Below are 22,850 nucleotides of genomic sequence, written 5' to 3' on the forward strand. Positions count from 1 at the left end.
GGAATGACGGACAGCACCGGTTTCGCGACCACTCGCTGACACCGCTGCCTGCCCGCTCTTCGAAAGCACCGAGGCTCCGCCGTGTCGGCGTTCATCTTCGACACGAACCGGAGCCTTTTCCATGCCTTCTTCGCCCTCCGTCGTCCTGAACGACCTCACCTTCGCCTGGCCTGACGGCGAAACCGCCATCGACGGACTCACCGGCACCTTCGGCCGCGGCCGCACCGGCCTCATCGGTGCGAACGGCGCCGGAAAGTCCACGCTGCTGCGCTTGATCGCGGGCCGTCTCACGCCAACGCGCGGCACCGTGAGCATCACGGGAACGGTCGACTATCTGCCGCAGCATTTGACGCTCGATGCGGATGCCACGCTGGCCGACCTGCTCGGGGTGCGCGCCGTCGTCGACGCCGTGCGCGCCGTCACGCAGGGCGACCCCGACCCGGCGAACTTCGACCTCATCGGCACCGACGGCTGGGATGTCGAAGAGCGCGCCGCAGCGGAGCTCGCCGCGGCCGGCCTGCCCAGCGACCTCGACCGCCGTGTCGACGAGCTCTCCGGCGGCGAGGCGATGCTCGCCGGAGTCGTCGGCGTGCGGCTGCGCGGGGCATCCGTCGCCCTGCTCGACGAACCCACCAACAACCTCGACGGCGACGCGCGCGAGCGCCTCTACGACCTCGTGCGCGCATGGCGCGGCGCGCTCATCGTCGTCAGCCACGACACGGCGCTGCTCGAGCTGATGGATGACACGGCCGAGCTGCGCGGTGGCGGGTTGACCGTCTTCGGCGGCCCGTTCAGCGCCTACCGCGCCTGGCTCGAGGAACAGCAGGCGGCGGCGCGACAGGCGCTGGTCACCGCGAAGCAGAAGCTGCGGGCCGAGCAGCGCGACCGCATCAGGGCAGAGGCCAAGGTCGCGCGCAGCGCCGCAGACGGGCGCAAGAAGCGCGCAAACGGCGACTTCGGCAAGGCGATGTTCGACGCGATGAAGAACTCGGGCGAGAAGTCCGGTGCCAAGATCCGTGGGCTGCACGCGGGGCGGGAAGCCGAGGCGAAGGCCGCGGTCGAAGCCGCCGATCTGCTGGTGCGCGACGACGACCGCATCAGCGTCGATCTGCCGGACCCCGGCGTCGCCCGTGGCCGCCGAATCGCCGCGCTTCCGAGCAGCGATGGCCGCGACTACGTGCTACAGGGACCCGAGCGCGTCGCGCTCACCGGACCGAACGGCGTCGGCAAGACGACGATGCTCGAGCGGCTGGTCGGAGGCGAGGGCCTGCTCACCGAGCGCGTCGCGTATCTGCCCCAGCGCATCGACACCCTCGATGAGCACGCCACGGTGCTCGCGAACGTCGCACAGGCTGCGCCGAACACGACGACCGGCGAGCTGCGCAATCGCCTCGCGCGCTTCCTGATCCGCGGCGACGCCGTCGACCGCCCCGTCTCGAGCCTCTCGGGCGGCGAGCGGTTCCGCGTGGGCCTCGCGCGGCTGCTGCTCGCCGACCCACCCGCGCAGCTGCTCGTACTCGACGAGCCGACCAACAACCTCGATCTCGACTCGATCGACCGTCTGGTCGAGGCGCTCACCGCCTACCGCGGCGCGCTGCTCGTCGTGAGCCATGACCGGGGATTCCTGGAGCGGCTGAACCTCGACGTGGAGCTGCGGCTCGAGGCATCCGGTCGCCTCTCACAGCGAGCGACGTGAGCGGCACCGGCAGCGCTCAGTGCAGCGCCGCGGCGAGCTCGCCTGCGGTGAGCGGGCGGAAGGCGTAGACGAGGCGGATCGCACGGGGGTCGGGGTTGCCTGCATCCGGCCCCCGGTGCACCGGCGTCATGCCGAGCTTCTCAGCGACGGCCTTCGACGCGAGGTTGTGCTCGAGCAGGTAGGCGACCACAGGCAGCTCGGGCCGCAGCCGCTCGGCGCGCTCGATGGCGCGTCGGCTGAGCTCGGTGGCGAATCCCCTGCCCTGCGACGCGGGCGCGAGGCGATAGCCGAGGTTCCAGACACCGCCGGGCAGCACGGAGCAGCCGCCGTAGCCGATGATCGCGTCGCTGCCGCGCTCGCGGACGACCCAGGTGTCGAGGCCGACAGCCCGCCAGCCGAGCATCCAGCCGCGCACGCGCGCCGCCGTCTGCGCCGGCTCGGTCGGGCGCAGGCTCGGGAAGTGCTGCCAGACGCGCGGGTCGCTGAGGATCTCGTGCAGCTGCTCCACATCGTCGAGCGTCGGCCGAAAGAGGTCGAGGCGGTCGGTCGCGTCCTCTGGTTCGGTCGGCACGCGGCCAGCCTACGGGCGGCCTCGCGGTGTCACTCCGTGCGCCTGAACAGCCGCAGGAACAGCAGCGCGCCCAGCCCGAGCAGCGCGAGCGCGGCGACCAGCGTGGCCGGCGCCCACGTCGGGTGCGAGCGGCCGCGCTCCCACAGCGTGAGTGCCAGCAGCAACTCGCTCGTCAGGGCGATCACGCAGGCAACGATCAGGGGCCGCCTGAAGATGCGCAGCTCGACACGCGCCCGCACGGGCGTGATCGCGGCGCGGCTCGCGAGAACGTGCGCGAGCACGACAGCGGCGAGCACGGCATACGGATGCCACGTGCCGGCCCCCGCGGGCTGAGTGAGCTCGGACAGCGCAAGGCTCAGCATCGCCGCCCACGCCAGCTGCACCCACGGCGATGCGGCGGCAAGCGCGCCGAGCGACATCGCGAGCCAGCCCCACGCGTCGCCCGCATGCAGCGCACCCGCAGCGATCAGCACCACGCCGAGCGCGACCCTGATCGCCCACGCCGGAACCTCGACGCCCGCGCCGGCCAGCACCCGGCTCATCGCGACACCGCCAGTGACGGATGCCTCGGCCGCGCGAGCGCCAGCAGAGCGGCGTCCCGCTCGGGGTCATCGACCGTGAGACCCCACGGAAGCACGTCGACGCCGCCGCGTCGCAGCGCCGCAAGGCGGTTCTCGCGGTCCATCATCAGCAGCCGGTGCGCGATGCGGCGCGACGGTGTCAGGGCGCCGAGGTTCGCAGGCGGCAGGACGTCGATTGCGATCACTCGGTGGCCGGCAGCCGCGAACTGCAGCGCCGACGCCGCAGGATGGTCGTCGAGGAACGTCGAGAGCAGGAATACCCCGGAGCCCGGCGTCACGAGAGGCGGTCGGCGGGTGAGGCGCGTCGCGCCCGAAGCATCCGTTGCCGCGATCGCCCGCAGCACGCGGTCGAGGTGTCGGCTGCCGGCGCCCGGTCGTGCGGTGCGACCGGGCACTGCGAGATCGGCGAGGGCGACCCGGTCGCCCTGGCGCACATAGCCGGCGGCGATCGCCGACGCAGCCGAGCGAGCGATGTCCAGCGATGTCGTGCCGCTCTCGGTGGGGTCGAAGACCGCCCAGGTGTCGACGTTCTCGCCGAGGTCGTCTGCGCTGTCGAGGACGATGAAGATCGTCGCGTCGGCCTGAGCGCGGGTGCGGCGCACGTACAGCTCACTCGGGTCGCGGGCGAGGCGCGCGGTCGCCTTCCAGTCGATGCGGCGCAGCCGGTCGCCCGGGCGGAAGCGATCGATGTCATGGAAGTCGCCACCGTCGCCGGGGCGCGAGGAGTCGTGCGACCCCGTCAGCCCGGTGAGCCGCAGCGGCAGCGGAAGTGCGGCGATCGGGGTGAATGCGGGCGCCAGGGTGCGGTCGACACCGATCGGCGCCGACACATCGGTGATCAGAGCGGCGCCGTCGGCGACCTGCCGCCAGTCGACCGAGACGATGCGCTGCGGGCCGGAGTGCGGGGCGGGCACGCGGCCGCGCACGTCGATCGGCCGGCTCGGCGCCGCTGCGAGCATGTGCACCCGTGGCCGCACCCCCAACTCAAGGATGCGCAGCTGCACCGCCTCGATACCGGGCGCCGTGTCGAACCGCACGCGATAGCCGATGCCCCGGTCGCTTGCGGTGCGATCCGCCGTCAACACGGCGCCTGCGGGGGCAGCCAGCGAAGCATCCGTCGCCTGCAGCTCATCGGCCGCACGCGGCCGGCGATCCCACGCCCACGCGGCCAGCGCGAGCAGCGGCAGACCCATGACGACGACGTCGGCGTGGCCGGCGACGACGCCGGCGGCACCGGTGAGGAATCCGACGACGATCGCGCCGGTCTGCGCGACGGTGAGCCGCCAGCGCGGAGGCGGCGTAGGGCGCGGCTCGCTCATGCCGAGGCGGTGCCGGCCGCGCTCGCGGAGCTCGCGGCGCCCGCGCCTGCTGCACCCACCGCCGGCGGCCCGGCCACGACGCTCACCAGCTCGGTGACGACGTCGCGCGGGTTGACGCCGGTCGCCCAGGCCTGCGCCGTGAGCGACAGGCGGTGCGCGAGCACGGGCACCGCGACGGCCTTCACGTCGTCGGGCGTCACGTAGTCGCGGCCGGCGATCACCGCGCGGGCGCGCGCGACCAGCATCAGGCCCTGCGACCCACGCGGCGACGCGCCGACCTGCACCGAGGCGTGCCCACGGGTCGCGATCGCGAGGTCGACGCAGTATGTCGCGATGTCGGGGTCGACGTGCACGCTCTCGACCCCGGCCTGCATCGCCGCGAGCGTCTCGGCGCTCACGACCGGCTCGACGGTCGCGACTTCGTGGCGGCGGTCGACGCGCGCGAGCAGCACCTGCCGCTCGCCGTCGCGCCCCGGGTAGCCCACCGCCAGCCGCACCATGAAGCGGTCGAGCTGCGCCTCGGGCAGCTGGTACGTGCCCTCGAACTCGATCGGGTTGCTGGTCGCGACGACGTGGAACGGCTTCGGCAGCGGGAAGCTGCGGCCCTCGACCGTGACCTGGCCCTCGGCCATCGCCTCGAGCAGGGCCGACTGGGTCTTCGGGGAGGTGCGGTTGATCTCGTCGGCGAGGAACAGCCCCGTGAACACCGGCCCTTCGCGGAACACGAATTCGCCCGTGCTCGGCTGATAGACATACGAGCCGGTGATGTCGGACGGCAGCAGGTCGGGCGTGCACTGCAGGCGGCGGAAGCCGAGCCCGAGTGCCGAGGCGATGCTGCGCGCGGCGAGTGTCTTGCCGAGGCCGGGCACATCTTCGAACAGCACGTGGCCGCCGGCCAGGATCGTCGCGAGTGCCGTCGTGAGCGGTTCGCGCATGCCGACCACGACGCTGCCGACGCGGTCGAGCACCTCGTTCGCGAGCCGTGAGATCTCAGAAACGGGCAGGGCGTTCTCGGTCATCCGTTACTCCTTCGTACGGTGGTGCGGTCGAGGGCGTCGAGCGCATCGAGACACGCCAGAAGCGCGTCCTGAGCGGGCATGTTCGCCAGATTACTGTGCAGGGTCGCGTAGGCGGGCTCGCCGATCAGAGCGGCGATGCGGTCGTGATCGGATGCCTGGTCGACGTTCTGCGCGCTGACTGCTCAGTGCCGTGCCGCGCGCTGACTGCTCAGTGCCGTGCCGCGCCGGGCAGCCCAACCCGATCGAGCGCGTCGAGGCTCGCCAGCAGCGCGGCCTGGCTGGGCATGTGCGCCACGTCGCTGTGCAGGGTCGCGTAGGCGCGCCGGCCGATGAGCGCCTCGATTGCGGGGCGATCGGATGCCGCATCCAGATCGAGCCCGCGCTGTGCCAGGCGATCGCGCGCCACACCCCTGACGCGCTCGAGCGCACGCGGCTGGATGTGGCCCCGCAGGTCGGCGACGGCCCACCCGAGCACCTGCACGTCGTCGCGCGCCCCGCGACCGCGTTCCCCGGTGAGCTTGCCCCAGATCGGTTCTTCGAGGCTCGGGTGGCCGCGCCAGAGCGCGATCGCCGCAGCGGCAACGAGGCCGGTCGCGACCGCCCACCACCCCGGGGCGCCGACGAACCAGAGCACCACCCCGGCGATCACGCCGAGGGCGACCGACGGCGCAAGCACACGAAGGCTCAGCAGCTTCTTCACCGCCGCGACCTCAGGATCGGCTCGTGCCACGAGCTCAGCATGCGCTCGACGGCGGTGCGCGCCGCGCGCACGTCGGCCGCGGTGATCTCGTGCGCGCCGAAGCGCACCGCCTGATACACGTCGACGAGCTGCTGCGCCGCGGCGGCGTCGGCCTGCACGCGGGTGATCACGCGCCGGGTGAACTCGGTGGGCGTCTCGGCGGCGCGCCGCTCGACCCCGGAGTCCTCGGCGGCCGACTGCAGCCCCAGCCACGCCTTCACGATCGCGTCAGCCGGCTCGCGCTGCTCGTCGAGCACGTCGAGTGCGAGTCTCAGACCGCGGTGCACGATCGGCGCGTCGGGTTCGCCTTCGTCGTCGGGCCCGGCGTCGGCCGTCAGAGCGGGTGGCTCGAGCTCAGTCTGGCTCAGTGCCGGCGGCAGTCCCCTGCCACGGCGCGTGCGCAGCACCGCCCGCAGCACGAGCCAGAACGCCACGGCAGCGGCCGCCGCGATCACCACGAGCAGGATCAGCGGCCAGCTCGACGACATGCCGCCGTGGTGCGGCGGCATCGGCGGTAGCGACGGCGCCTGGAAGTCATGGTGCGGAAGCGCGCCGCCGAAGAGCCCGAGTCGCCACCGCTGGGGCCCGAAGCGCGGCACTCCCGCCAGAGCCACCCCGGCGAGCACGACGACGCCCAGCGCGCCGACGCCGATCAGGGCGCCGTGGCGCGGCCGCGGCCGGGCGCTCAGGCGTGCCCCGCTTTCTCCATCTGGCGCAGCTCCTTCTTGAGATCGGAGAGCTCGTCGCGCAGCCGCGCGGCCAGCTCGAACTTCAGCTCGGCCGCTGCCTCGAGCATCTGGGCGTTCAGATCGGCGATGAGCGTCTCGAGCTCGGTCGCGCCCTGCGCCGCGATGCCGACCCGCTGCGACTTGCCCTTGCCCGGTTTGCCGGGCTTGCCGCCATCGCGCTCAGCCAGCATCTTCGCGGTGTCGGCTTCTTCGCGGGCGAGCGCATCCGTGATGTCGGCGATGCGCTTCCGCAGCGGCTGCGGGTCGATGCCGTGCTCGCGGTTGTAGGCGATCTGGATGTCGCGGCGGCGGTCGGTCTCTTCGATGGCCGACTTCATCGAGTCGGTGATCGTGTCTGCATACATGTGGACTTCGCCCGACACATTGCGCGCCGCGCGGCCGATCGTCTGGATGAGCGAGGTGCCCGAGCGCAGGAAGCCCTCTTTGTCGGCATCGAGGATCGCGACGAGCGACACCTCGGGCAGGTCGAGACCCTCGCGCAGCAGGTTGATGCCGACGAGCACGTCGAAGACGCCTTGGCGCAGCTCGGTCAGCAGCTCGACCCGGCGCAGCGTGTCGACGTCGGAGTGCAGATAGCGCACCCGGACGCCGGCTTCCGTGAGGAAGTCGGTCAGCTCTTCCGCCATCTTCTTCGTCAGCGTGGTGACGAGAACCCGCTCATCGCGCTCGGTGCGGGTCTTGATCTCTTCGAGCAGGTCGTCGATCTGGCCCTTCGTCGGCTTGACGACGACCTTCGGGTCGACGAGGCCGGTGGGGCGGATGATCTGCTCGACGATGCCGTCGGCGACCCCGAGCTCGTAGCGGCCGGGCGTCGCAGAGAGGTACACCGTCTGGCCGACGCGGCTCTTGAACTCGTCCCACGTGAGCGGCCGGTTGTCGAGCGCGCTCGGCAGACGGAAGCCGTGCTCGACGAGCGTGCGCTTGCGGCTCGCATCGCCCTCGTACATCGCGCCGATCTGCGGCACAGTCTGGTGCGACTCGTCGATCACGACGAGGAAGTCGTCGGGGAAGTAGTCGAGCAGGCAGGTCGGCGGCTCGCCCGGCTTGCGCCCGTCGAGGTGCCGCGAGTAGTTCTCGATGCCCGAGCAGAAGCCGATCTGCTCGAGCATCTCGAGATCGAAGGTGGTGCGCATGCGCAGCCGCTGCGCCTCGAGCAGCTTGCCCTGCCGCTCGAGCTCTTCGAGCCGCTCTGCCAGCTCTTCCTTGATCGTGCCGATCGCGCGGTGCACCGCCGCCTGGCTCGCCGCGTATTGCGTGGCGGGAGCGATCGAGACGGATTCCACCCGCTGCAGCACCTGGCCGGTGAGCGGCTGGATGATCGAGATCGCCTCGACCTCGTCGCCGAACAGCTCGATGCGTACCGCGTTCTCGTCGTAGATCGGGATGATCTCGATCGTGTCGCCGCGCACCCGGAACTTCCCGCGCGAGAAGTCGATGTCGTTGCGCTCGTACTGTGCGTCGACGAAGGTGCGGATCAGGCGGTCGCGCCCGACCGTGTCGCCGACCTGCAGCACCGTCATCGCGCCGATGTACTCGTCGACGGCGCCCAGGCCGTAGATGCACGAGACCGTCGAGACGACGACCACGTCACGCCGCGACAGCAGCGCATTCGTCGTCGAGTGCCGCAGCCGCTCGACCTCGGCGTTCACCGACGAGTCCTTCTCGATGAAGGTGTCTGTCTGCGGAACGTAGGCCTCAGGCTGGTAGTAGTCGTAGTACGAGACGAAGTACTCGACGGCGTTGTTCGGCATGAGCTCGCGGAACTCATTCGCCAGCTGCGCGGCCAGCGTCTTGTTGTGCGCGAGCACCAGTGTCGGCCGCTGCACCTGCTCGATCAGCCAGGCGGTGGTCGCCGACTTTCCCGTTCCCGTGGCGCCGAGCAGCACGATGTCGGTCTCACCGGCGTTGATTCGTGCGGCGAGTTCCTGGATCGCCTGCGGCTGGTCACCGCTCGGCGAGTACTCGCTGACGACCTCGAACGGGCGCACAGCACGGGTGGGTTGAACCATGCAATCAGTCTAGGAAGCACGTACGACATTCGTCCGGGCCGTTCGCTCCCCGCCCAACTCAACGGCGACGCCGCGTCCCCGGAACCGCGCATCGTGCGTCACGAGCACCTGGGTCTTCTCGCGCAGCGCCACCGCCAGATCGGCGATCAGCGCCTCGGCCGCCTCGTCGTCGAGGTGCGCCGTGGGCTCGTCGAGCAGCACCACATCGGCGGAGGCCAGCACCGTGCGCGCCACGGCGACCCGCTGCCGCTGCCCACCCGAGAGGAACGCACCGCCCTGCCCGATCGGCGTGTCGAGCCCGAGCGGCAGCGCGGCGAGCAGGGGCCCGAGCCCCACGCTCTCCAAAGCGCCGACGAGCTCGGCATCCGTCGCCTGCTCGTCGCGGCCACGCGCGAGCTGCAGGTTCCCGCGCAGCGTCGAGTCGAACAGGTGACCCTCTTGCGGGCACCACGCGACACGGCGGCGCAGCGCATCGGCGTCGAGCGCCGAGGCGTCGGCACCGTCCAGCGAATATCGCCCGGCGGTCGGCGCGAGATAGCGCAGCAGCACGCCGAGCAGCGTCGTCTTCCCGCTGCCGGACGGCCCCGTGACGACGAGCGTCTCCCCCGCGCTCGCCGCCGCCGACACGTGGCTGAACACGTCGTGCGGCGCGCGCGGGTAGCGGTAGGCGACATCAGCGAGACGGATGCTTCGCACGGGCCCCACCGGAAGGCCCGGTTCCTCGCGCGCAGCCTCATCGGCGGCCGCCGTCACCGGCGCGATGCGACGCAGCACCTGGGCGAGCTCCGGCCACCGCTGCGCCGCGCCGATGGCCTCGAGCACGGGCTCGATCAGCGCCAGCGGCGTCAGGACGAAGACGGCGATCAGCGGCACCGGCAGCGCGGCGACGGCATGAGCATGCTGGCCGAGCAGCAGCATCCCCATCGCGGTGGCGGCGCACACGAAGACAGCGAGCGCGGCGCCGGCCCCCAGCGCGCTGGCGGAGCGCTTGGCGGATGCCGCGGCCCGCGCATCGAGTCGGGAGACCGCCGCCAGCTCACCGGCAGCCGCGCCGTTGGCGGCGAGGTCGTCACGGGCGGCGAGCACGGCCGCGACCCGGCGCACGATCGCCGAGCGATCGCGGTCGCGGCCGCGGGATGCCCGGGCGTCGGCGGCGACGGCCACCAGCGCTCCCCCGCCGAGCGCGACGATGCAGCAGGCGAGCAGCAGCATGCCGGCGGGGGCCCAGAGGATCCAGAGCGCGACGACCGCCGCCGTCAGCGCGACGACTCCCGAGGCGAGCGGCACGACGACGCGCGGCGCGAGGTCGCGCACCCGGTCGCCGTCGCCGATCAGCCGGTCGAGCGTGTTCGCGGCCGTGAGCTCGACGCGGCCGGCCGGGCCCTGCGCGGCGAGTCCGCGCCAGAGCCGCATGCGCAGCTCGGTGAGCGCGCCGAAGACGGCGTCATGGGTGATGAGCCGTTCGGCATATCTCAGCGCCGCCCGACCGAGTCCGAAGAAGCGCACCCCGACGATCGCCACCTCGAGGAACAGGATCGGCGGGTGCTCTGCGGCCCGCACGATGAGCCACCCCGAGAGCGCGGTGAGCGCCGTGGCGAACAGCGCCGCGAGCGTGCCGAGGCCGATGGCGCCGAGCAGCCGCGAACGGGTCGGCCCGAGCACCCGCGCGAGCTCGCGGAAGGCGAGCCAGCGTGCGCTCGAATCGGCGTCTCCCCCTGTCGTGGAAAGAGCGGCGCCCGGGGCATCGTCACCCCGCTCTTCTGACGATTGCGCGGCGGCCCAGCTCTGCCGATCATCAGAGAGGCTGCCGTCGGAGTCGGCACGGGGCGCCGTGGTGACGACCGGGCCATCGCTCGACGCGCCGACGCCCGAACCGACCGACACCACCCGATCGGCGAGCTCACGCACGGCCGCGTCGTGCGAGGCGACCACGACGGCGACCCCGCGCCCCGCCAACGCGGCGATCTCGCCCCGCACCACGGCGGCGGATTCCTCGTCGAGGTGCGCGGTCGGCTCGTCGAGCAGCACGACCCGCACCCCCGCGTCAACGCGGGCGAGCACCCGCGCGAACGCCAGACGGCGCTGCTCGCCGGGCGACATCCGTGCGGGGTCGGCGTCGGGAAGGCCGAGTCGTTCGAGCAGGGCGCGGGCCGAGGCATCCGTCGCCCCATATGCCAGCAACTCCTCGAGCGCGCCCGCCCGCGCGAATTGCGGATGCTGCGGCAGCCACGCGACCTCGCTCGGTGCGGCGACGGTCCCCGCGGCCCGCGCGCCCCCGGCCAGCTGCGCCCCGCGGCCCGCGAGCACGCGCAGGACGGTGGACTTCCCGGCCCCGCTCGCCCCGTCGAGCGCGACGACCTCGCCCGGCCGCACGTCGAACGACAGCCCGGTCACCGCGTCAGCCGCGCGCCCGGCGTGTCGCACGGTGAGCGCGCGCACAGCGAGACCGGATGCCGCGACCGACCGCTCGAGCTCAGAAGGCACAGCCGGTGCATCGAGCACCTCCTGCACGCGCCGCCGCGCCTCGAGCCCGGTCTGCGAGGCGTGGAACGCGGCGCCGATGTCGCGGAACGGCGCGTAGCACTCCGGCGCCAGCACGAGCGCGAGCAGCCCCGCCTCGAGCGGCATCGTGCCGGCGACCAGCCGGACGCCGACGAACACCGCCACGATCGCGACCGACAGCGTCGCGATCAGCTCGAGCGCGAGCGCCGACAGGAACGCGGTGCGCAGCGTGCCGAGCGACGTGGTGCGCCAGTCGTCCGAGAGCTTCCGCAGCGCCGCGCTCTGCTCGCGCACGCGCCCCAGGCCGATCAGCACTGGCAGCCCGCGAGCGAGCTCGACCAGGTGGTCGGACATCCGCTCGAGTGCGCGCGTCGCCGTCGCCACCGACTCGCGCGTGTGCAGCCCGATGAGCGCCATGAAGACCGGGATCAGCGGAATCGTCAGCACCACGATCAGCGCAGAGACCCAATCCGCGGCCAGGATGCGCAGACCCACCAGCAGCGGCACCGTCACCGCGCCGACGAGCGTCGGCAGGAACACCGTGTAGTAGCGGTCGAGCTCATCGAGCCCGGCCGTGGCGACCGTCGTCGTCGCGCCGACCGTGCCACGGGCATCCGTCACCGCGCGATCCAGCACGCGGGCGCGCAATTTCTCCTTCACCCCGAGTGAGACGCGCGCGGACGTCGCCTGCAGCGCCCAGGTCGACAGGCCGCGCAGCAGCGCGCCGAGCAGTCCGATCCAGAGCGCTGAGTGCCAGGCATCCGTGTGCGAGAACAGGGCGGCCAGCCCGCCGGCCACGCCCTGCGCGACCAGCACCAGACCGGCGGCCTTCACCGCCCCGAGCAGCCCGAGCAGATAGAGCGCGGGCCGCCCGAGGTCGTCGAGGACGGGCTTCACTTCGCGAACGGCTGGGTCGCGGCGTCACTGCGACCGGATGCCGCGGCCACGGCCGCCTGGAACGGGGTGGCATCTGGGATCGCATCGCCGCTCAGCCGCTTGCGGAACACCCAGTAGGTCCAGGCCTGATAGGCCAGTACCAGCGGCACCCCGAACAGCGCGACCCACGACATCACCTCGAGGGTGTAGGGCGCAGCGGACGCGTTCGAGACGGTCAGATCGAAGGCGTGGTCGTTCGACGCGGGCAGCACCACGGGGTACATCGCCTCGAAGATCGTCGCGACGCCGGCCACGACGAAGATGCCGAGGCCGAGGAAGGCGAGGCCCTCATGGCGCGCACGCGCCTCGATCGCCCACCAGACGACGGCCGCCACGCCGATGGCGAGCGTGACCCAGGCGATCGGATGCCCCGCCCGCGCCGTCACCCAGATCGCCCACAGTGCGATCGGCAGCAGGCACACCACGCCCCACGGCCAGGCGAACGCGGCCGCGCGCTCGCGCACCGGCCCCTCGGTCTTGAGCGCCAGGAAGTCGGCCGCGTGCACGAGCGCGAATCCGACGACGGCGAGGCCGCCGAGCACCGCATAGCCGTTGAACCACGCGAACGGCCCGCCGATCATGTCTCCGTTCTTGTCGAGCGGCAGCCCGGTCGAGGTGAGCGCCAGACCCGCGCCGATGCCGAACGCGGCGACGAACGAGCCGAGGCCGAGGCACCAGGTCCACAGCTGCACCCAGCGCTCCGAGTCGCCCTTGCCGCGGTACTCGATCGCGACCGCGCGCAGGATGAGCCCGAGCAGCACCAGGATCAGCGGGATGTAGAGCGCAGAGAACAGGGACGCGTACCAGAACGGGAACGCCGCGAAGGTCGCGCCGCCGGCGGTGAGCAGCCACACCTCGTTGCCGTCCCACACGGGGCCGATGGTGTTGAGCATCACGCGGCGGTCCTTCTCGTTGCGGGCGAGCAGCAGCATGTGCATCGCGACGCCGAGGTCGAACCCCTCGAGGAAGAGGTAGCCCGTCCAGAGGACGGCGATCAGGATGAACCAGAGCGTGGGCAGGAAGTCGACCATGAGCTCTCCCCTTTCCTAGTAGGCGAAGGCCAGGACGTCGTCGGGGGATTTCTGACCGGTGCCGCCGCCTGAGGCATCCGTGTCGTCAGGTTTTTTGCCCAACTCGGGTATCGCACTCGCCGCGCCTCCGCGCACGTATTTCGTGATGAGCCACGCCTCGACGATCATCAGGATCAGATAGAGGCCCCCGAGTGCTGAGAGCGAGAAGATCAGCTCGCCCGCGCCCACCGAGGGCGAGTTCGCGACCTGCGTGAGCAGGAAGAGGTTGTCGTCGCCGGTCGGGTTCGGGGCGACCACGAACGGCTGTCGCCCCATCTCGGTGAAGACCCATCCGGCCGAGTTGGCGGCGAAGGGGGCGAGGATGCCCAGCAGGGCGAGCCGCATGATCCACTTCGACCGCGGCACCGTGCCCTTGCGGGTCAGCCACAGCGCGACCAGTGCCGCGAAGGCGGTGAGGCCGCCGAGGGTGATCATGACGCGGAACCCCCAATAGGTCACCGGCATCAGCGGCACGTAGTTGATCTCGTTGCCGTTCGGTGCGTGCGTGCCGTAGCGCTCCTGATAGATGGGGATGAGCTGGTTCACGCCCTTGACCGGGGTGTCGAAGTTGCCGTTCGCAAGGAACGACAGCACGCCGGGGACGACGATGACGTCGTGCACGCTGTGGCAGCTCTCGGCGTTCCAGGCACCGAACGACAGCACCGAGAAGTCGGTCGTCGTCTCGCACGCGGCCTCCGCGGCGGCCATCTTCATCGGCTGCTGCACGAACATGAGCTTGCCCTGCTGGTCGCCAGTCAGGAACACGAACGCGAAGGCGACGATCGTCACCAACGCGCCGACGCGCAGTGAGCCGAGCCACAGCCGGTGGTCCTCGCGGTCGCGGCCCGCGATCGCCGCGTTCTCGCCGGGGATCACGCGCCCGTCGACGTCGATGCCGTCGATCCCGTCCTTCCGGCGCTGCCACAGCTGGTACCAGCTGATGCCGAGCAGGAACATGCCGCCGACCATCAGCGACCCGAGGATCGTGTGCAGGAACGACCAGATCGCCGTGTTGTTGCCGAGGATCGCCCAGACGTTCGTCATCACCGGCTGCCCGTGCTCCATCGTGACGCCGACCGGATGCTGCATCCACGAGTTCGCGACGATGATGAAGTACGCCGACACGATCGAGCCGGCCACCGCGATGCAGAGCGTCGCCGTGTGCAGCGCCTTCGGCAGCCGGCCCCAGCCGAAGATCCAGAGGCCCAGGAACGTCGACTCGAGGAAGAAGGCGAGCAGCGCCTCCATCGCGAGCGGCGCGCCGAAGATGTTGCCGACGAAGCGCGAGTACTGCGCCCAGGCGAGGCCGAACTGGAACTCCTGCACGATGCCGGTGGCGACGCCCATGATGAAGTTGATCAGGTAGAGCTTCCCCCAGAACTTCGTCGCCCGGTAGAAGCGGGCATCGCCGGAGCGGTGCCAGCGCACCTGGAAGTAGGCGACGAGCGGGCCGAGGCCGATCGTCAGGGGAACCATCCAGAAGTGGTAGACGGTCGTGATGCCGAACTGCCATCTGGCGATCAGCACGGGGTCCAGCGCGTTCAGATGCACTGCGTGTCCTCTCGGACGTTCGCCCTCGCGGGCTGCCCTTCCGGGCGGTTGATAAGAAAGGCATCGGCTCTCGCCGACTTCTACATGACGTAGAACTCATTACTTTCTACCACGCGTAGAATAGCGCCGTGGCATCACTTGGGGAACTGGAACGCGCGGTCATGGATCTGCTCTGGCAGTCGCCCGAGCCTCTGGCCGCGACCGAGGTGCGCGACGCGCTGCCCGGGTCCCCCGCGATCACGACGGTGCTGACGGTGCTGACCCGCCTCGAGGGCAAGGGCTTCGTCACGCGCGAGCGCGACCGTCGCCCGCACCTCTTCGGCGCGACGCTCAGCCGCGACGACTACATGGCCGAGCTGATGCACGAGGTGCTCACCTCTGCCCCAGACCGCGAGGCGGTCCTCGCTCGGTTCCTCGGTCGCGCGAGCAAGACCGAGACCGATCACCTGCGCAAGCTGCTCGGGTCGTAGGCGGCCGCGGCCGTGACAGAGGTCCTCGTTCTGGCCGCGATCGCGGTCACGCTGGCCTGGCCTGTGCCCGTTTTCCTGGCGCGTGCGCGCTGGGCGAATCGGATGCCTGCGCTGGCCATGCTCTGCTGGCAGGCCGTCGCCGTCGCCGGCGGTCTGTCGATGATCGGCGCGCTGTGGTTCGTGTCGAAGGGCGCCGCTGCGCTGCTCGCGCTGCACCTTCTGCTGAACCTCGGGCTCACCGCGGTCGGCACGAGCAGGCAGCGCCGCCGCCACCGCCAGCTCGTGGATCTGCTCTCGACGCCGATGCCCGACCGCCCAGGAACGCGCCTCATCGAGAACGAGGCACCCGTCGCCTACTGCCTGCCCGGCGCGCCGCGTTCAGTCACGGTGCTCTCGGACGGGCTGATCCGCCTGCTCTCCGACGACGAGCTCGCCGCCGTCGTCGCGCACGAGCGGGCGCACGTCACGCAGCACCACCACATCGTGCTGATGGCGTTCAAAGCGTGGCGCACGGCACTGCCGTGGTTCCCGATCGCGAGTCGCGCGGAAGAAGCCGTCGCCCTGCTCGTCGAGCTGCTCGCCGACGACGACGCGCGCCAGGTCGTGCCCGACAGCGTGCTGGCCTCTGCGGTCACCGCGGTCGCCGGGGCGGACGCCGAGGCCGTCGCTCCCCGCGTGGCTCGCCTCAGCCGCGCGTGACGGCGGCCGTCGCCAAGGTGGTGTACTCCATGGTGAACGCACCGCCGAGTCCATCGATCGCTGCACCCACCTCGTTGAGGATCTCGGCCAGGGGCTCGGCGGGGACGCGAGTCAGGCCACCGGTAGTGGGCAGCAGCGCGAGCCACTCGTCCCGCGTGTAGCGGCACGTCCAGTCGAACCGCCACAACTCCGGCTCGCGGTAGCGCCCCGATGCGCGCAGTGAGTCGCCGACCTTCGCGTACAGCGCTTCGTAGGTCGTCAACGGGCGCCGTGCCGGCATAGCGGCGAACGGTGAGTCCGGAAGCACGCGGCGGAGGGCCGCGGCGAACGGCTCGGCGACCTCGATCGGCGGCTCGAAGACGTGGCCGAAGATTGCGAGCAGACCGCCAGGGCGTAGCACATCGGCGGCCTTCGCTGCGCCGGCCTCAGGGTCGATCCAGTGCCAGGACTGCGCGGCGGTCACCGTGTCGAAGCGCCGCCCCGCGGCATCCCACGTCTCGAATCGCGCAACCTCGACGGGAAGGCCGCGCGATGTCGCGAACTCAGCCATCCGCGCGTCCGGCTCGACGCCGCGCACCTCGCAGCCGGCCGCCTGCAGCTGCCGGCCGGCGATGCCGGTGCCGCAGCCGACGTCGAGCACCTCGTGCCCGGGGCTCGCGGCGACGATGCGGGCGATCAGCCCGTCAGGGTACGAGGGTCGCGCGCGGTCGTACCCCTCAGGGTCGCTGCCGAAGGATTCGGCCATCGTGCGAGCCGCGTGCAACGGCCGAGGCGGGGTGGATTCTGGCTGCGACTCCGTTGTCATACCGACACGCTAGCTGCCGCGCGCCACCGCAGAATCTTGAACGGATTCTGAACTGAAGGCGACGCTGAGCGGGTAACGGACTGATAACAAGGGTTTGTACGGAACCCGCATGTGACTCGGATCGGAACCACACAGTTGAGCAGTCAGACCACCACAGCCCCCGCAAAGCCGGAAGCGACGCCGATCCTGCACAGGGTGCGCGGAAAGGTCCTGCTGCTGCTGTGCGTGATGTACGCGATCTCGTATCTGGACCGCACCAACATCTCCACGGCCGGCCCGACGATCATGTCGGCTCTGCACCTGAATGCCACACAGTTCGGCATCGCCGTGTCGGCGTTCTCGATCCCCTACGCGCTGCTGCAGGTGTTCGGCGGGAACCTCGGTGAGCGCTTCGGGGCGCGCAAGTCCCTGTTCTGGATCGGCGTGCTGTGGGGCGTCGCGACGATCGCGACAGGCTTCTCGATCGGGCTGCTGTCACTGGTCGGCGCCCGCCTGCTGCTGGGTCTGACCGAGGCGGCGGCCTTCCCGACCGCCACGAGCGCGATGTCGCGCTGGGTCCCCGCCGACCGCAACGGATTCGCGCAGGGCGTCGTCCATTCCGCCTCGCGCCTCGGCAACGCGGCGGGTCCCCTGATCGTCGGCGGCCTGATCATCTGGGGCAACAGCCTGCACACCGTCCTGGCTGGCTGGCAGATCTCCTTCCTGCTCATCGGCCTGCTCAGCGTCGTGTGGGCTCTGCTGTGGATGTGGTCGTACCGCGACCGCCCGCAGAACCACCCGAAGGTGACGAAGGAGGAGCTGTCCGAGATCCCCCGCGAGCTCGAGCGCGCGGCACAGCCGGCGACGCCGTGGCGCAGGCTCATGCGCACGATCCTGCCGGTAGCGGTCGTCGACTTCGGCTACGGCTGGGTCCTGTGGGTGTTCCTGACCTGGATCCCGACCTTCCTCACCGACACCTTCCACCTGCCACTGTCGAAGTACGCGCTGTTCACCTCGGTCGTCCTCGTCGGCGGCGTGGTCGGTGACACCGTCGGCGGCATGTTCGCCGACTTCCTGCTGCGTCGCACGGGGAACCTGCGCAACTCGCGCCGCACGGTGCTGCTCGTCGGACTCGTCGGCTCGCTCCTGTGGCTCGTGCCGCTGCTCTTCGCGCACACGCTGGTGGTCGCGACCGTCTCGCTCTCGCTGTCATTCTTCTTCCTGGAGCTGTGCAACGCGACGCTGTGGGCGATCCCGATGGACGTCGCGCCCGAGTGGTCCGGCACGGCGAGCGGCATGATGAACACCGGCTTCGGCCTCGCCGGCATCTTCTCGCCGATCGTCTTCGGCGCGATGGTCGACTCGGTCGGCTGGCAGTGGCCGTTCGGCATCTCGATCGGGCTGCTCGCGCTGTCGGCCGTGGTCGCTACGGTGATGAAGCCGCGGCGGGTGCTGCCTCGCGGGGTCGACGACGTCGCGGTCGCCCGGTGAACCAGAGGCTTGCCGGGCTGCGGCGCAGCAGCTCGGTGAGCCCGATCGCGCCGAGCACGACGACGACATAGGCGACGAGGCTGCGCCACGGGTCCGGAAGGGTGCGGGCGAACCACCCGTCGCCGAGCCAGAGCAGGGTCCACAGGATGAGTGGGTGCGACAGGAAGATGCCGAAGGACCGGTCGGTCGCGGTGTCGACGGAGCGGGCGAGCAGTGAGCCCTCGCGTCGCCGGTCCGACCAGATTCTGCCGAGCGCGGTGAAGCCGAGCCCCACGCCGACGCCCCACACGACGATGGCCGGCTGCACCGGCGAGCCCGCCGAATAGAGGCTCGCGCCCGCGGCATGCTGCACCGCGAAGACGATGAGATAGAAGACCGCGCAGGCCAGGGTGATCAGCCCCACCTTGCCGCGGTTGCGCGCGATCCACCCGAGGAAGCCCTCGCCGTGGTCGGCGCACACGGCGCCCGCGAGGATGAAGAAGCTGTAGCTGAAGAAGTACTGCGCGTCGTAGTGCACGAAGCCCGGCAGCACCTGCGGCCAGTAGTGGTACCAGCTCATGAGTGCGAGCTGCACCACCGCCGCCACGCCGAGGATCGTGAGCTGCGCTCTCAGACCTCGCCTGACGAGCCATGCGATCACCGGCACCAGCAGATAGACCTGCATCGTCACGAGCAGGAAGTACAGGTGGTACCAGGCGTCACCCGTCAGCACGACCCGCACGTAGTCGAGGACGAAACCGCCGACCGAAGGGTCGTGATGTGTGCGCGGGTAGTCGTAGATCAGCATGTAGGCGAGCGACCACACGAGGTAGGGCACGCCGACGAGCAGGAAGCGCCGCGGCCAGAACTTCCGCATCGGCACCGGCTTGTGGAAGTAACTCCACATGAGCACGAACCCGGTGATCCAGAAGAACGGCTCGCGCGTGAAGTGCAGCAGCCCGAGCAGCACATGAAGCGGAACGTCGTCGGCCGCCACCGTGTGGCTGATCGTGTGCACGCCGATCACCGACGCGAACGTCAGGATGCGGATGACGTCGATCTCGTGGATGTGCCGGCGCTTTCGCACCGGTGTGCTCTTCGGCTCGGCCGTCGGTTCGGTGGCCTCGGTCAACGGCGCTCCCCCTGCAGAGCCGAGCGCATCCGGGCGCGCTGCACCTTCCCGGTCGCCGCGCGCGGCAGCTCACTCGTCACGGTGATCTCGACGGGGCGCAGATGCCGAGGAAGCTCGGCCGAGGCGCGCTCCAGCAGCGAGGCGCGCAGGCCTGAGGCATCCGTCTCGCCCCCATCGGAATCCGCGGGCACGACGAACGCGACGGGCACCTCGCCGAGCACGGCGTCGGGCTTCGCGACCACGACCGCCTCGCGCACGCGCGGGTCGCCGAGCAGCACGTTCTCGACGTCGGCCGGGTAGACGAGCTCGCCGCCGCGGTTGATCACGTCGTCGCTGCGGCCGAGCAGGGTGACGAAGCCGTCGGCGTCGACGCTGCCGAGATCGCCCGTGCTGAGCCAGCCGTCGTCGTCGAAGCGATCGGCGGCGGCGTTCTTGAAGTAGCGCGAGATCACGCCGTCGCCGCGGATCCACAAGGCGCCGACGGATGCCTCACCCAGCGGCTTCCCGCTCTCATCGCGTGCCTCGACCTGCGCTCCGACCGCTCGGCCGACCGAGCCGTCGGGCGCCGAGCCGTCGAGCGGCGTCGCCGTGATCTGGCTCGCCGCCTCGGTCATGCCGTAGCTGACCACCAGTGGGATGCCGTCGAACGCGGCGGCCACCGGTGCGGGCAGCGGGGCGGAGGCGCTGCGGATGAAGCGGAGGCCGGGCGGCGCCTCGATCGGATCCTTCGCGAGGATGGCGAGAATCGCGGGGACCGCGTTGATCCAGGTGATGCGCCGGTCGCGCATGAGCTGCCAGAATCCGGTCCGGTGGAATCGCCGGTCGAGCACCAGAGCCGAGCCCGCGACCAGCGTCGCCAGCAGCGCGACCACCTCGGCATTGATGTGGAACAGCGGCAGCGGGTTGTACCCGCGGTCGGCGGCCGTCAGCTCGTTGTGCGCCGCCACGGCCCGCGCCACGTGCAGCAGCTGCGCCACGGAGAGTTCGACGCCCTTCGGCGTTCCCGTCGAGCCCGAGGTGAACAGCACCACGCTGCCGCCGTTGCGCGCGGGCGCGTCATCGAGCTGCTCGCGCAGGGTCGCGACGACCGCCGGCGAGGTGTCAGGGGCCACGGGCGCGACACAGCGCCCTGCGGCCAGTGCGCCGAGATAGGTGAGCGCGAAGTCGATCGGGTCCTCAGCGGTGATCACCACGGCCGTTCCGGCATCGAGCGCGCCGGCGTGCGCGGCGAGCCCCGCAAGTTCGCCATAGCGCACGACACGGTCGCCGCGTGCGTCCTCGAGGAACACCGCCTCAGGTGTCTCCGCCGCCCTCTTCGCGATCAGTTCGGCGATACTCTCGCCGACTCCCCCATCCGAACTTTTCGCGCTATGACCCACTTATCCAGGCTAACGGGCGTCGCTGAGTCGCTATGGTGTGTTCTGCATCGCCCCCCTACGGGGGTGCTAGGAATCCCATAAGGAGACAATGGTGTCTGCTCCCGATGTTCCAACGCGCGGCCCTGCGCGCGTCGCCCCCTATCTCATCGCCGGCATCCTGGTCGCCATCGCGATCGTGATGCCACTGACCGTGCCCATCTACGCCCGGGCGACGCCCGAGCTGTGGGGCATGCCGTTCTTCTACTGGTATCAGCTGCTGTGGGTGTTCATCGCCGCAGGGCTGCTCGCGGTGGCCTACGTGATCGTCACGCGTGAAGACCGGCGCCGTCGCGCCGCTGTGCGAGGGGAAGGCACGCGATGAGCGCTCACCTGCTTGCGCTGGCAGCCGCAGCCGCAGCCGCACCTGCGGCGAACGGCCACCGGCCTGTCAACTGGGTCGCGCTGATCGTCGTGGTCGTGCTGTTCGTGCTGGTAGCGGTGATCGGATTCCTCGCCGCCCGCTGGCGCACCGACCCGAGCGCCCGCGGCCTGCACACGCTCGACGAATGGGGCCTCGGCGGCCGCGGCTTCGGCACCTGGGTCACGTGGTTCCTGCTCGGCGGCGACCTGTACACCGCCTACACCTTCGTAGCGGTTCCGGCCGCGATGTGGGCGTCCGGAGCGGTGAGCGGATTCTTCGCCGTGCCGTACACCGTCGTGCTCTACCCCATCGTGTTCATCCTGATGAGCCGACTGTGGTCGGTGTCGCACCGGCACGGCTACGTCACGCCGGCCGACTTCGTCGGCGGCCGCTACGGCAGCCGCTGGCTGTCGCTCGCGGTCGCCGTGACCGGCATCGTCGCGACCATGCCCTACATCGCGCTGCAGCTCGTCGGCATCCGCGCGGTTCTCACGGTTCTGGGTCTGGGCTCGAACTCGAACCCGCTCATGGCAGACCTGCCGCTCATCATCGCGTTCGTCGTGCTCGCGGCGTACACGTACACCGGCGGTCTGCGCGCGCCCGCGCTCATCGCGGTCGTGAAAGACGTGCTGATCTACATCGCGATCATCGTGGCCATCGCCTACCTGCCTGCCCACTTCGGCGGCTGGGGCGGCATCTTCGACGCGGCCGAGAAGAAGCTCAGCGCGACGAACCCCGCGACCGGGGCGCCGTTCGGCGCGGTCATCCCCGGTGCCGCCGGTTTCAACGCGTACTGGACGCTCGCGCTCGGCAGCGCGATGGCGCTCTTCATGTACCCGCACTCGATCACGGGCGTGCTCGCGACCAAGAGCCGCAACACGATCCGTCGCAACGCGATGGTGCTGCCGCTCTACTCGCTGATGCTCGGCTTCCTCGCCCTGCTCGGCTACGTCGCCATCAAGGCAGGCACTCAGCCGATCGACACGAACGGCGCGATCAACGCGCAGCTCGTCGTGCCGCAGCTGTTCCTCGACTCGTTCCCGTCGTGGTTCAGCGGTGTCGCGCTCGCCGCGATCGCGATCGGTGCTCTGGTGCCCGCGGCGATCATGTCCATCGCGGCGTCGAACCTGTTCACGCGCAACATCTACCGCGACTTCTTCAAGAAGGATGCGACGCCGAAGCACGAGGCCAACGTGTCGAAGCTCGTGTCGCTGATCGTGAAGGTCGGCGCGCTGGTGTTCGTGCTGGGGCTCGACCAGTCGTCTGCGATCAACTTCCAGCTGCTCGGCGGCATCTGGATCCTGCAGACGTTCCCGTCGATCGTCGCCGGCCTCTATACCGGGTGGTTCAACAAGTGGGCGCTGCTGGTCGGCTGGGCCGCGGGCATCCTGTACGGCACGATCACGGCGTACGATGTCGTGAACCCGGCGACGCACGCGCACTTCGGCGGCTCGATCGCGGCCTTCCCCGGCACGTCGACCACCGTGTACATCGGCGTCACCGCGTTCCTGCTCAACGCCGTCATCGCGGTGCTCGGCACCCTCATCCTGCGCGCGTTCCGCGTCAAGGATGTCGCGGACCAGACGCGCCCGTCGGACTTCGACGCCGACGAGAACGACCCGAAGGTCGTCGAGATCGAGCGGTCGGAGCCGTTGCTCGAGCCGTAAGCCTGCGCCCGGGGCGATACGCAGAAACGGGTCGATACGCAGACCATTCCGCTCAGGCGGTCTGCGTATCGGCCCGTTTCCGATTTCGGGACCGGGCCGGGAGCCGC

19 protein-coding genes are annotated in these 22,850 nt (G+C 70.7%); 6 read left to right on the forward strand and 13 right to left on the reverse strand.

The window, feature by feature from the left end:
• Positions 1-121: 121 nt before the first annotated feature.
• Positions 122-1,696: an ABC-F family ATP-binding cassette domain-containing protein gene (locus ABD736_RS01655; RefSeq protein ID WP_344790001.1), complete on the forward strand. Its 1,575-nt coding sequence runs from the start codon at positions 122-124 to the stop codon at positions 1,694-1,696.
• Positions 1,697-1,712: 16 nt separating this feature from the next.
• Here ABD736_RS01655 and ABD736_RS01660 read toward each other — a convergent pair whose 3' ends face one another.
• From ABD736_RS01660 to ABD736_RS01705, 10 genes are all read right to left on the reverse strand, one after another.
• Positions 1,713-2,267 (reverse strand): GNAT family N-acetyltransferase, encoded by a 555-nt coding sequence (locus ABD736_RS01660; protein ID WP_344790002.1) that lies wholly within the window; start codon positions 2,265-2,267, stop codon positions 1,713-1,715.
• 29 nt (positions 2,268-2,296) lie between these two features.
• On the reverse strand, positions 2,297-2,809 hold the full coding sequence (locus tag ABD736_RS01665; RefSeq protein ID WP_344790003.1) for a hypothetical protein: 513 nt from the start codon (positions 2,807-2,809) through the stop codon (positions 2,297-2,299).
• Positions 2,806-4,167 carry a DUF58 domain-containing protein gene (locus ABD736_RS01670; RefSeq protein ID WP_344790004.1) on the reverse strand — a complete coding sequence of 454 codons (1,362 nt, stop codon included), beginning with the start codon at positions 4,165-4,167 and terminating at the stop codon, positions 2,806-2,808. Before ABD736_RS01670 ends, ABD736_RS01665 begins: the two co-directional genes overlap by 4 nt.
• Complete coding sequence (locus tag ABD736_RS01675) at positions 4,164-5,186, reverse strand: AAA family ATPase (RefSeq protein WP_344790005.1); 1,023 nt, start codon at positions 5,184-5,186, stop codon at positions 4,164-4,166. The genes ABD736_RS01670 and ABD736_RS01675 overlap by 4 nt, the downstream gene beginning before the upstream one ends.
• A gap of 208 nt (positions 5,187-5,394) precedes the next feature.
• Positions 5,395-5,916 (reverse strand): hypothetical protein, encoded by a 522-nt coding sequence (locus tag ABD736_RS01680; protein ID WP_344790006.1) that lies wholly within the window; start codon positions 5,914-5,916, stop codon positions 5,395-5,397.
• A complete protein-coding gene (locus ABD736_RS01685; RefSeq protein ID WP_344790007.1) occupies positions 5,883-6,551 on the reverse strand; it encodes a DUF4129 domain-containing protein in 669 nt (222 codons plus the stop codon). Before ABD736_RS01685 ends, ABD736_RS01680 begins: the two co-directional genes overlap by 34 nt.
• Before the next feature lie 59 nt (positions 6,552-6,610).
• Positions 6,611-8,683 (reverse strand): excinuclease ABC subunit UvrB, encoded by a 2,073-nt coding sequence (uvrB, locus tag ABD736_RS01690; protein WP_344790008.1) that lies wholly within the window; start codon positions 8,681-8,683, stop codon positions 6,611-6,613.
• Positions 8,684-8,692: 9 nt separating this feature from the next.
• Positions 8,693-12,082, reverse strand: a complete 3,390-nt coding sequence (cydC, locus tag ABD736_RS01695; RefSeq protein ID WP_344790009.1) for a thiol reductant ABC exporter subunit CydC — start codon at positions 12,080-12,082, stop codon at positions 8,693-8,695.
• Positions 12,079-13,152, reverse strand: a complete 1,074-nt coding sequence (cydB, locus tag ABD736_RS01700; protein ID WP_344790010.1) for a cytochrome d ubiquinol oxidase subunit II — start codon at positions 13,150-13,152, stop codon at positions 12,079-12,081. The genes cydC and cydB overlap by 4 nt, the downstream gene beginning before the upstream one ends.
• Before the next feature lie 15 nt (positions 13,153-13,167).
• Positions 13,168-14,727, reverse strand: coding sequence for a cytochrome ubiquinol oxidase subunit I (locus ABD736_RS01705; RefSeq protein ID WP_344792185.1), 1,560 nt, complete (start codon positions 14,725-14,727; stop codon positions 13,168-13,170).
• Between the two features lie 143 nt (positions 14,728-14,870).
• Here ABD736_RS01705 and ABD736_RS01710 point away from each other — a divergent pair, with 143 nt between their 5' ends.
• Both ABD736_RS01710 and ABD736_RS01715 read left to right on the forward strand, forming a co-directional pair.
• Positions 14,871-15,212 (forward strand): BlaI/MecI/CopY family transcriptional regulator, encoded by a 342-nt coding sequence (locus ABD736_RS01710; protein WP_344790011.1) that lies wholly within the window; start codon positions 14,871-14,873, stop codon positions 15,210-15,212.
• Between the two features lie 12 nt (positions 15,213-15,224).
• Positions 15,225-15,911: a M56 family metallopeptidase gene (locus ABD736_RS01715; protein ID WP_344790012.1), complete on the forward strand. Its 687-nt coding sequence runs from the start codon at positions 15,225-15,227 to the stop codon at positions 15,909-15,911.
• Here ABD736_RS01715 and ABD736_RS01720 read toward each other — a convergent pair.
• Positions 15,898-16,656, reverse strand: a complete 759-nt coding sequence (locus tag ABD736_RS01720; RefSeq protein WP_344790013.1) for a class I SAM-dependent methyltransferase — start codon at positions 16,654-16,656, stop codon at positions 15,898-15,900. The two genes, ABD736_RS01715 and ABD736_RS01720, sit on opposite strands and share 14 nt — an antisense overlap.
• Before the next feature lie 255 nt (positions 16,657-16,911).
• Here ABD736_RS01720 and ABD736_RS01725 point away from each other — a divergent pair, with 255 nt between their 5' ends.
• Complete coding sequence (locus tag ABD736_RS01725) at positions 16,912-18,186, forward strand: MFS transporter (protein WP_344790014.1); 1,275 nt, start codon at positions 16,912-16,914, stop codon at positions 18,184-18,186.
• Here the strand turns inward: ABD736_RS01725 and ABD736_RS01730 are convergent.
• Both ABD736_RS01730 and ABD736_RS01735 read right to left on the reverse strand, forming a co-directional pair.
• Complete coding sequence (locus ABD736_RS01730; protein ID WP_344790015.1) at positions 18,122-19,297, reverse strand: acyltransferase; 1,176 nt, start codon at positions 19,295-19,297, stop codon at positions 18,122-18,124. The two genes, ABD736_RS01725 and ABD736_RS01730, sit on opposite strands and share 65 nt — an antisense overlap.
• Positions 19,294-20,676, reverse strand: a complete 1,383-nt coding sequence (locus ABD736_RS01735; protein ID WP_344790016.1) for a class I adenylate-forming enzyme family protein — start codon at positions 20,674-20,676, stop codon at positions 19,294-19,296. The genes ABD736_RS01730 and ABD736_RS01735 overlap by 4 nt, the downstream gene beginning before the upstream one ends.
• 91 nt (positions 20,677-20,767) lie before the next feature.
• Here ABD736_RS01735 and ABD736_RS01740 point away from each other — a divergent pair, with 91 nt between their 5' ends.
• Positions 20,768-21,037, forward strand: a complete 270-nt coding sequence (locus ABD736_RS01740; protein WP_344790017.1) for a DUF3311 domain-containing protein — start codon at positions 20,768-20,770, stop codon at positions 21,035-21,037.
• Entirely contained in the window at positions 21,034-22,743 is a 1,710-nt protein-coding gene (gene mctP / locus ABD736_RS01745; protein WP_344790018.1) for a monocarboxylate uptake permease MctP, read from the forward strand. The genes ABD736_RS01740 and mctP overlap by 4 nt, the downstream gene beginning before the upstream one ends.
• The last annotated feature ends 107 nt before the right edge of the window (positions 22,744-22,850 follow it).

Origin of the sequence: Gryllotalpicola daejeonensis, assembly GCF_039538145.1 — a bacterium.
GTDB lineage: Bacteria > Actinomycetota > Actinomycetes > Actinomycetales > Microbacteriaceae > Gryllotalpicola > Gryllotalpicola daejeonensis.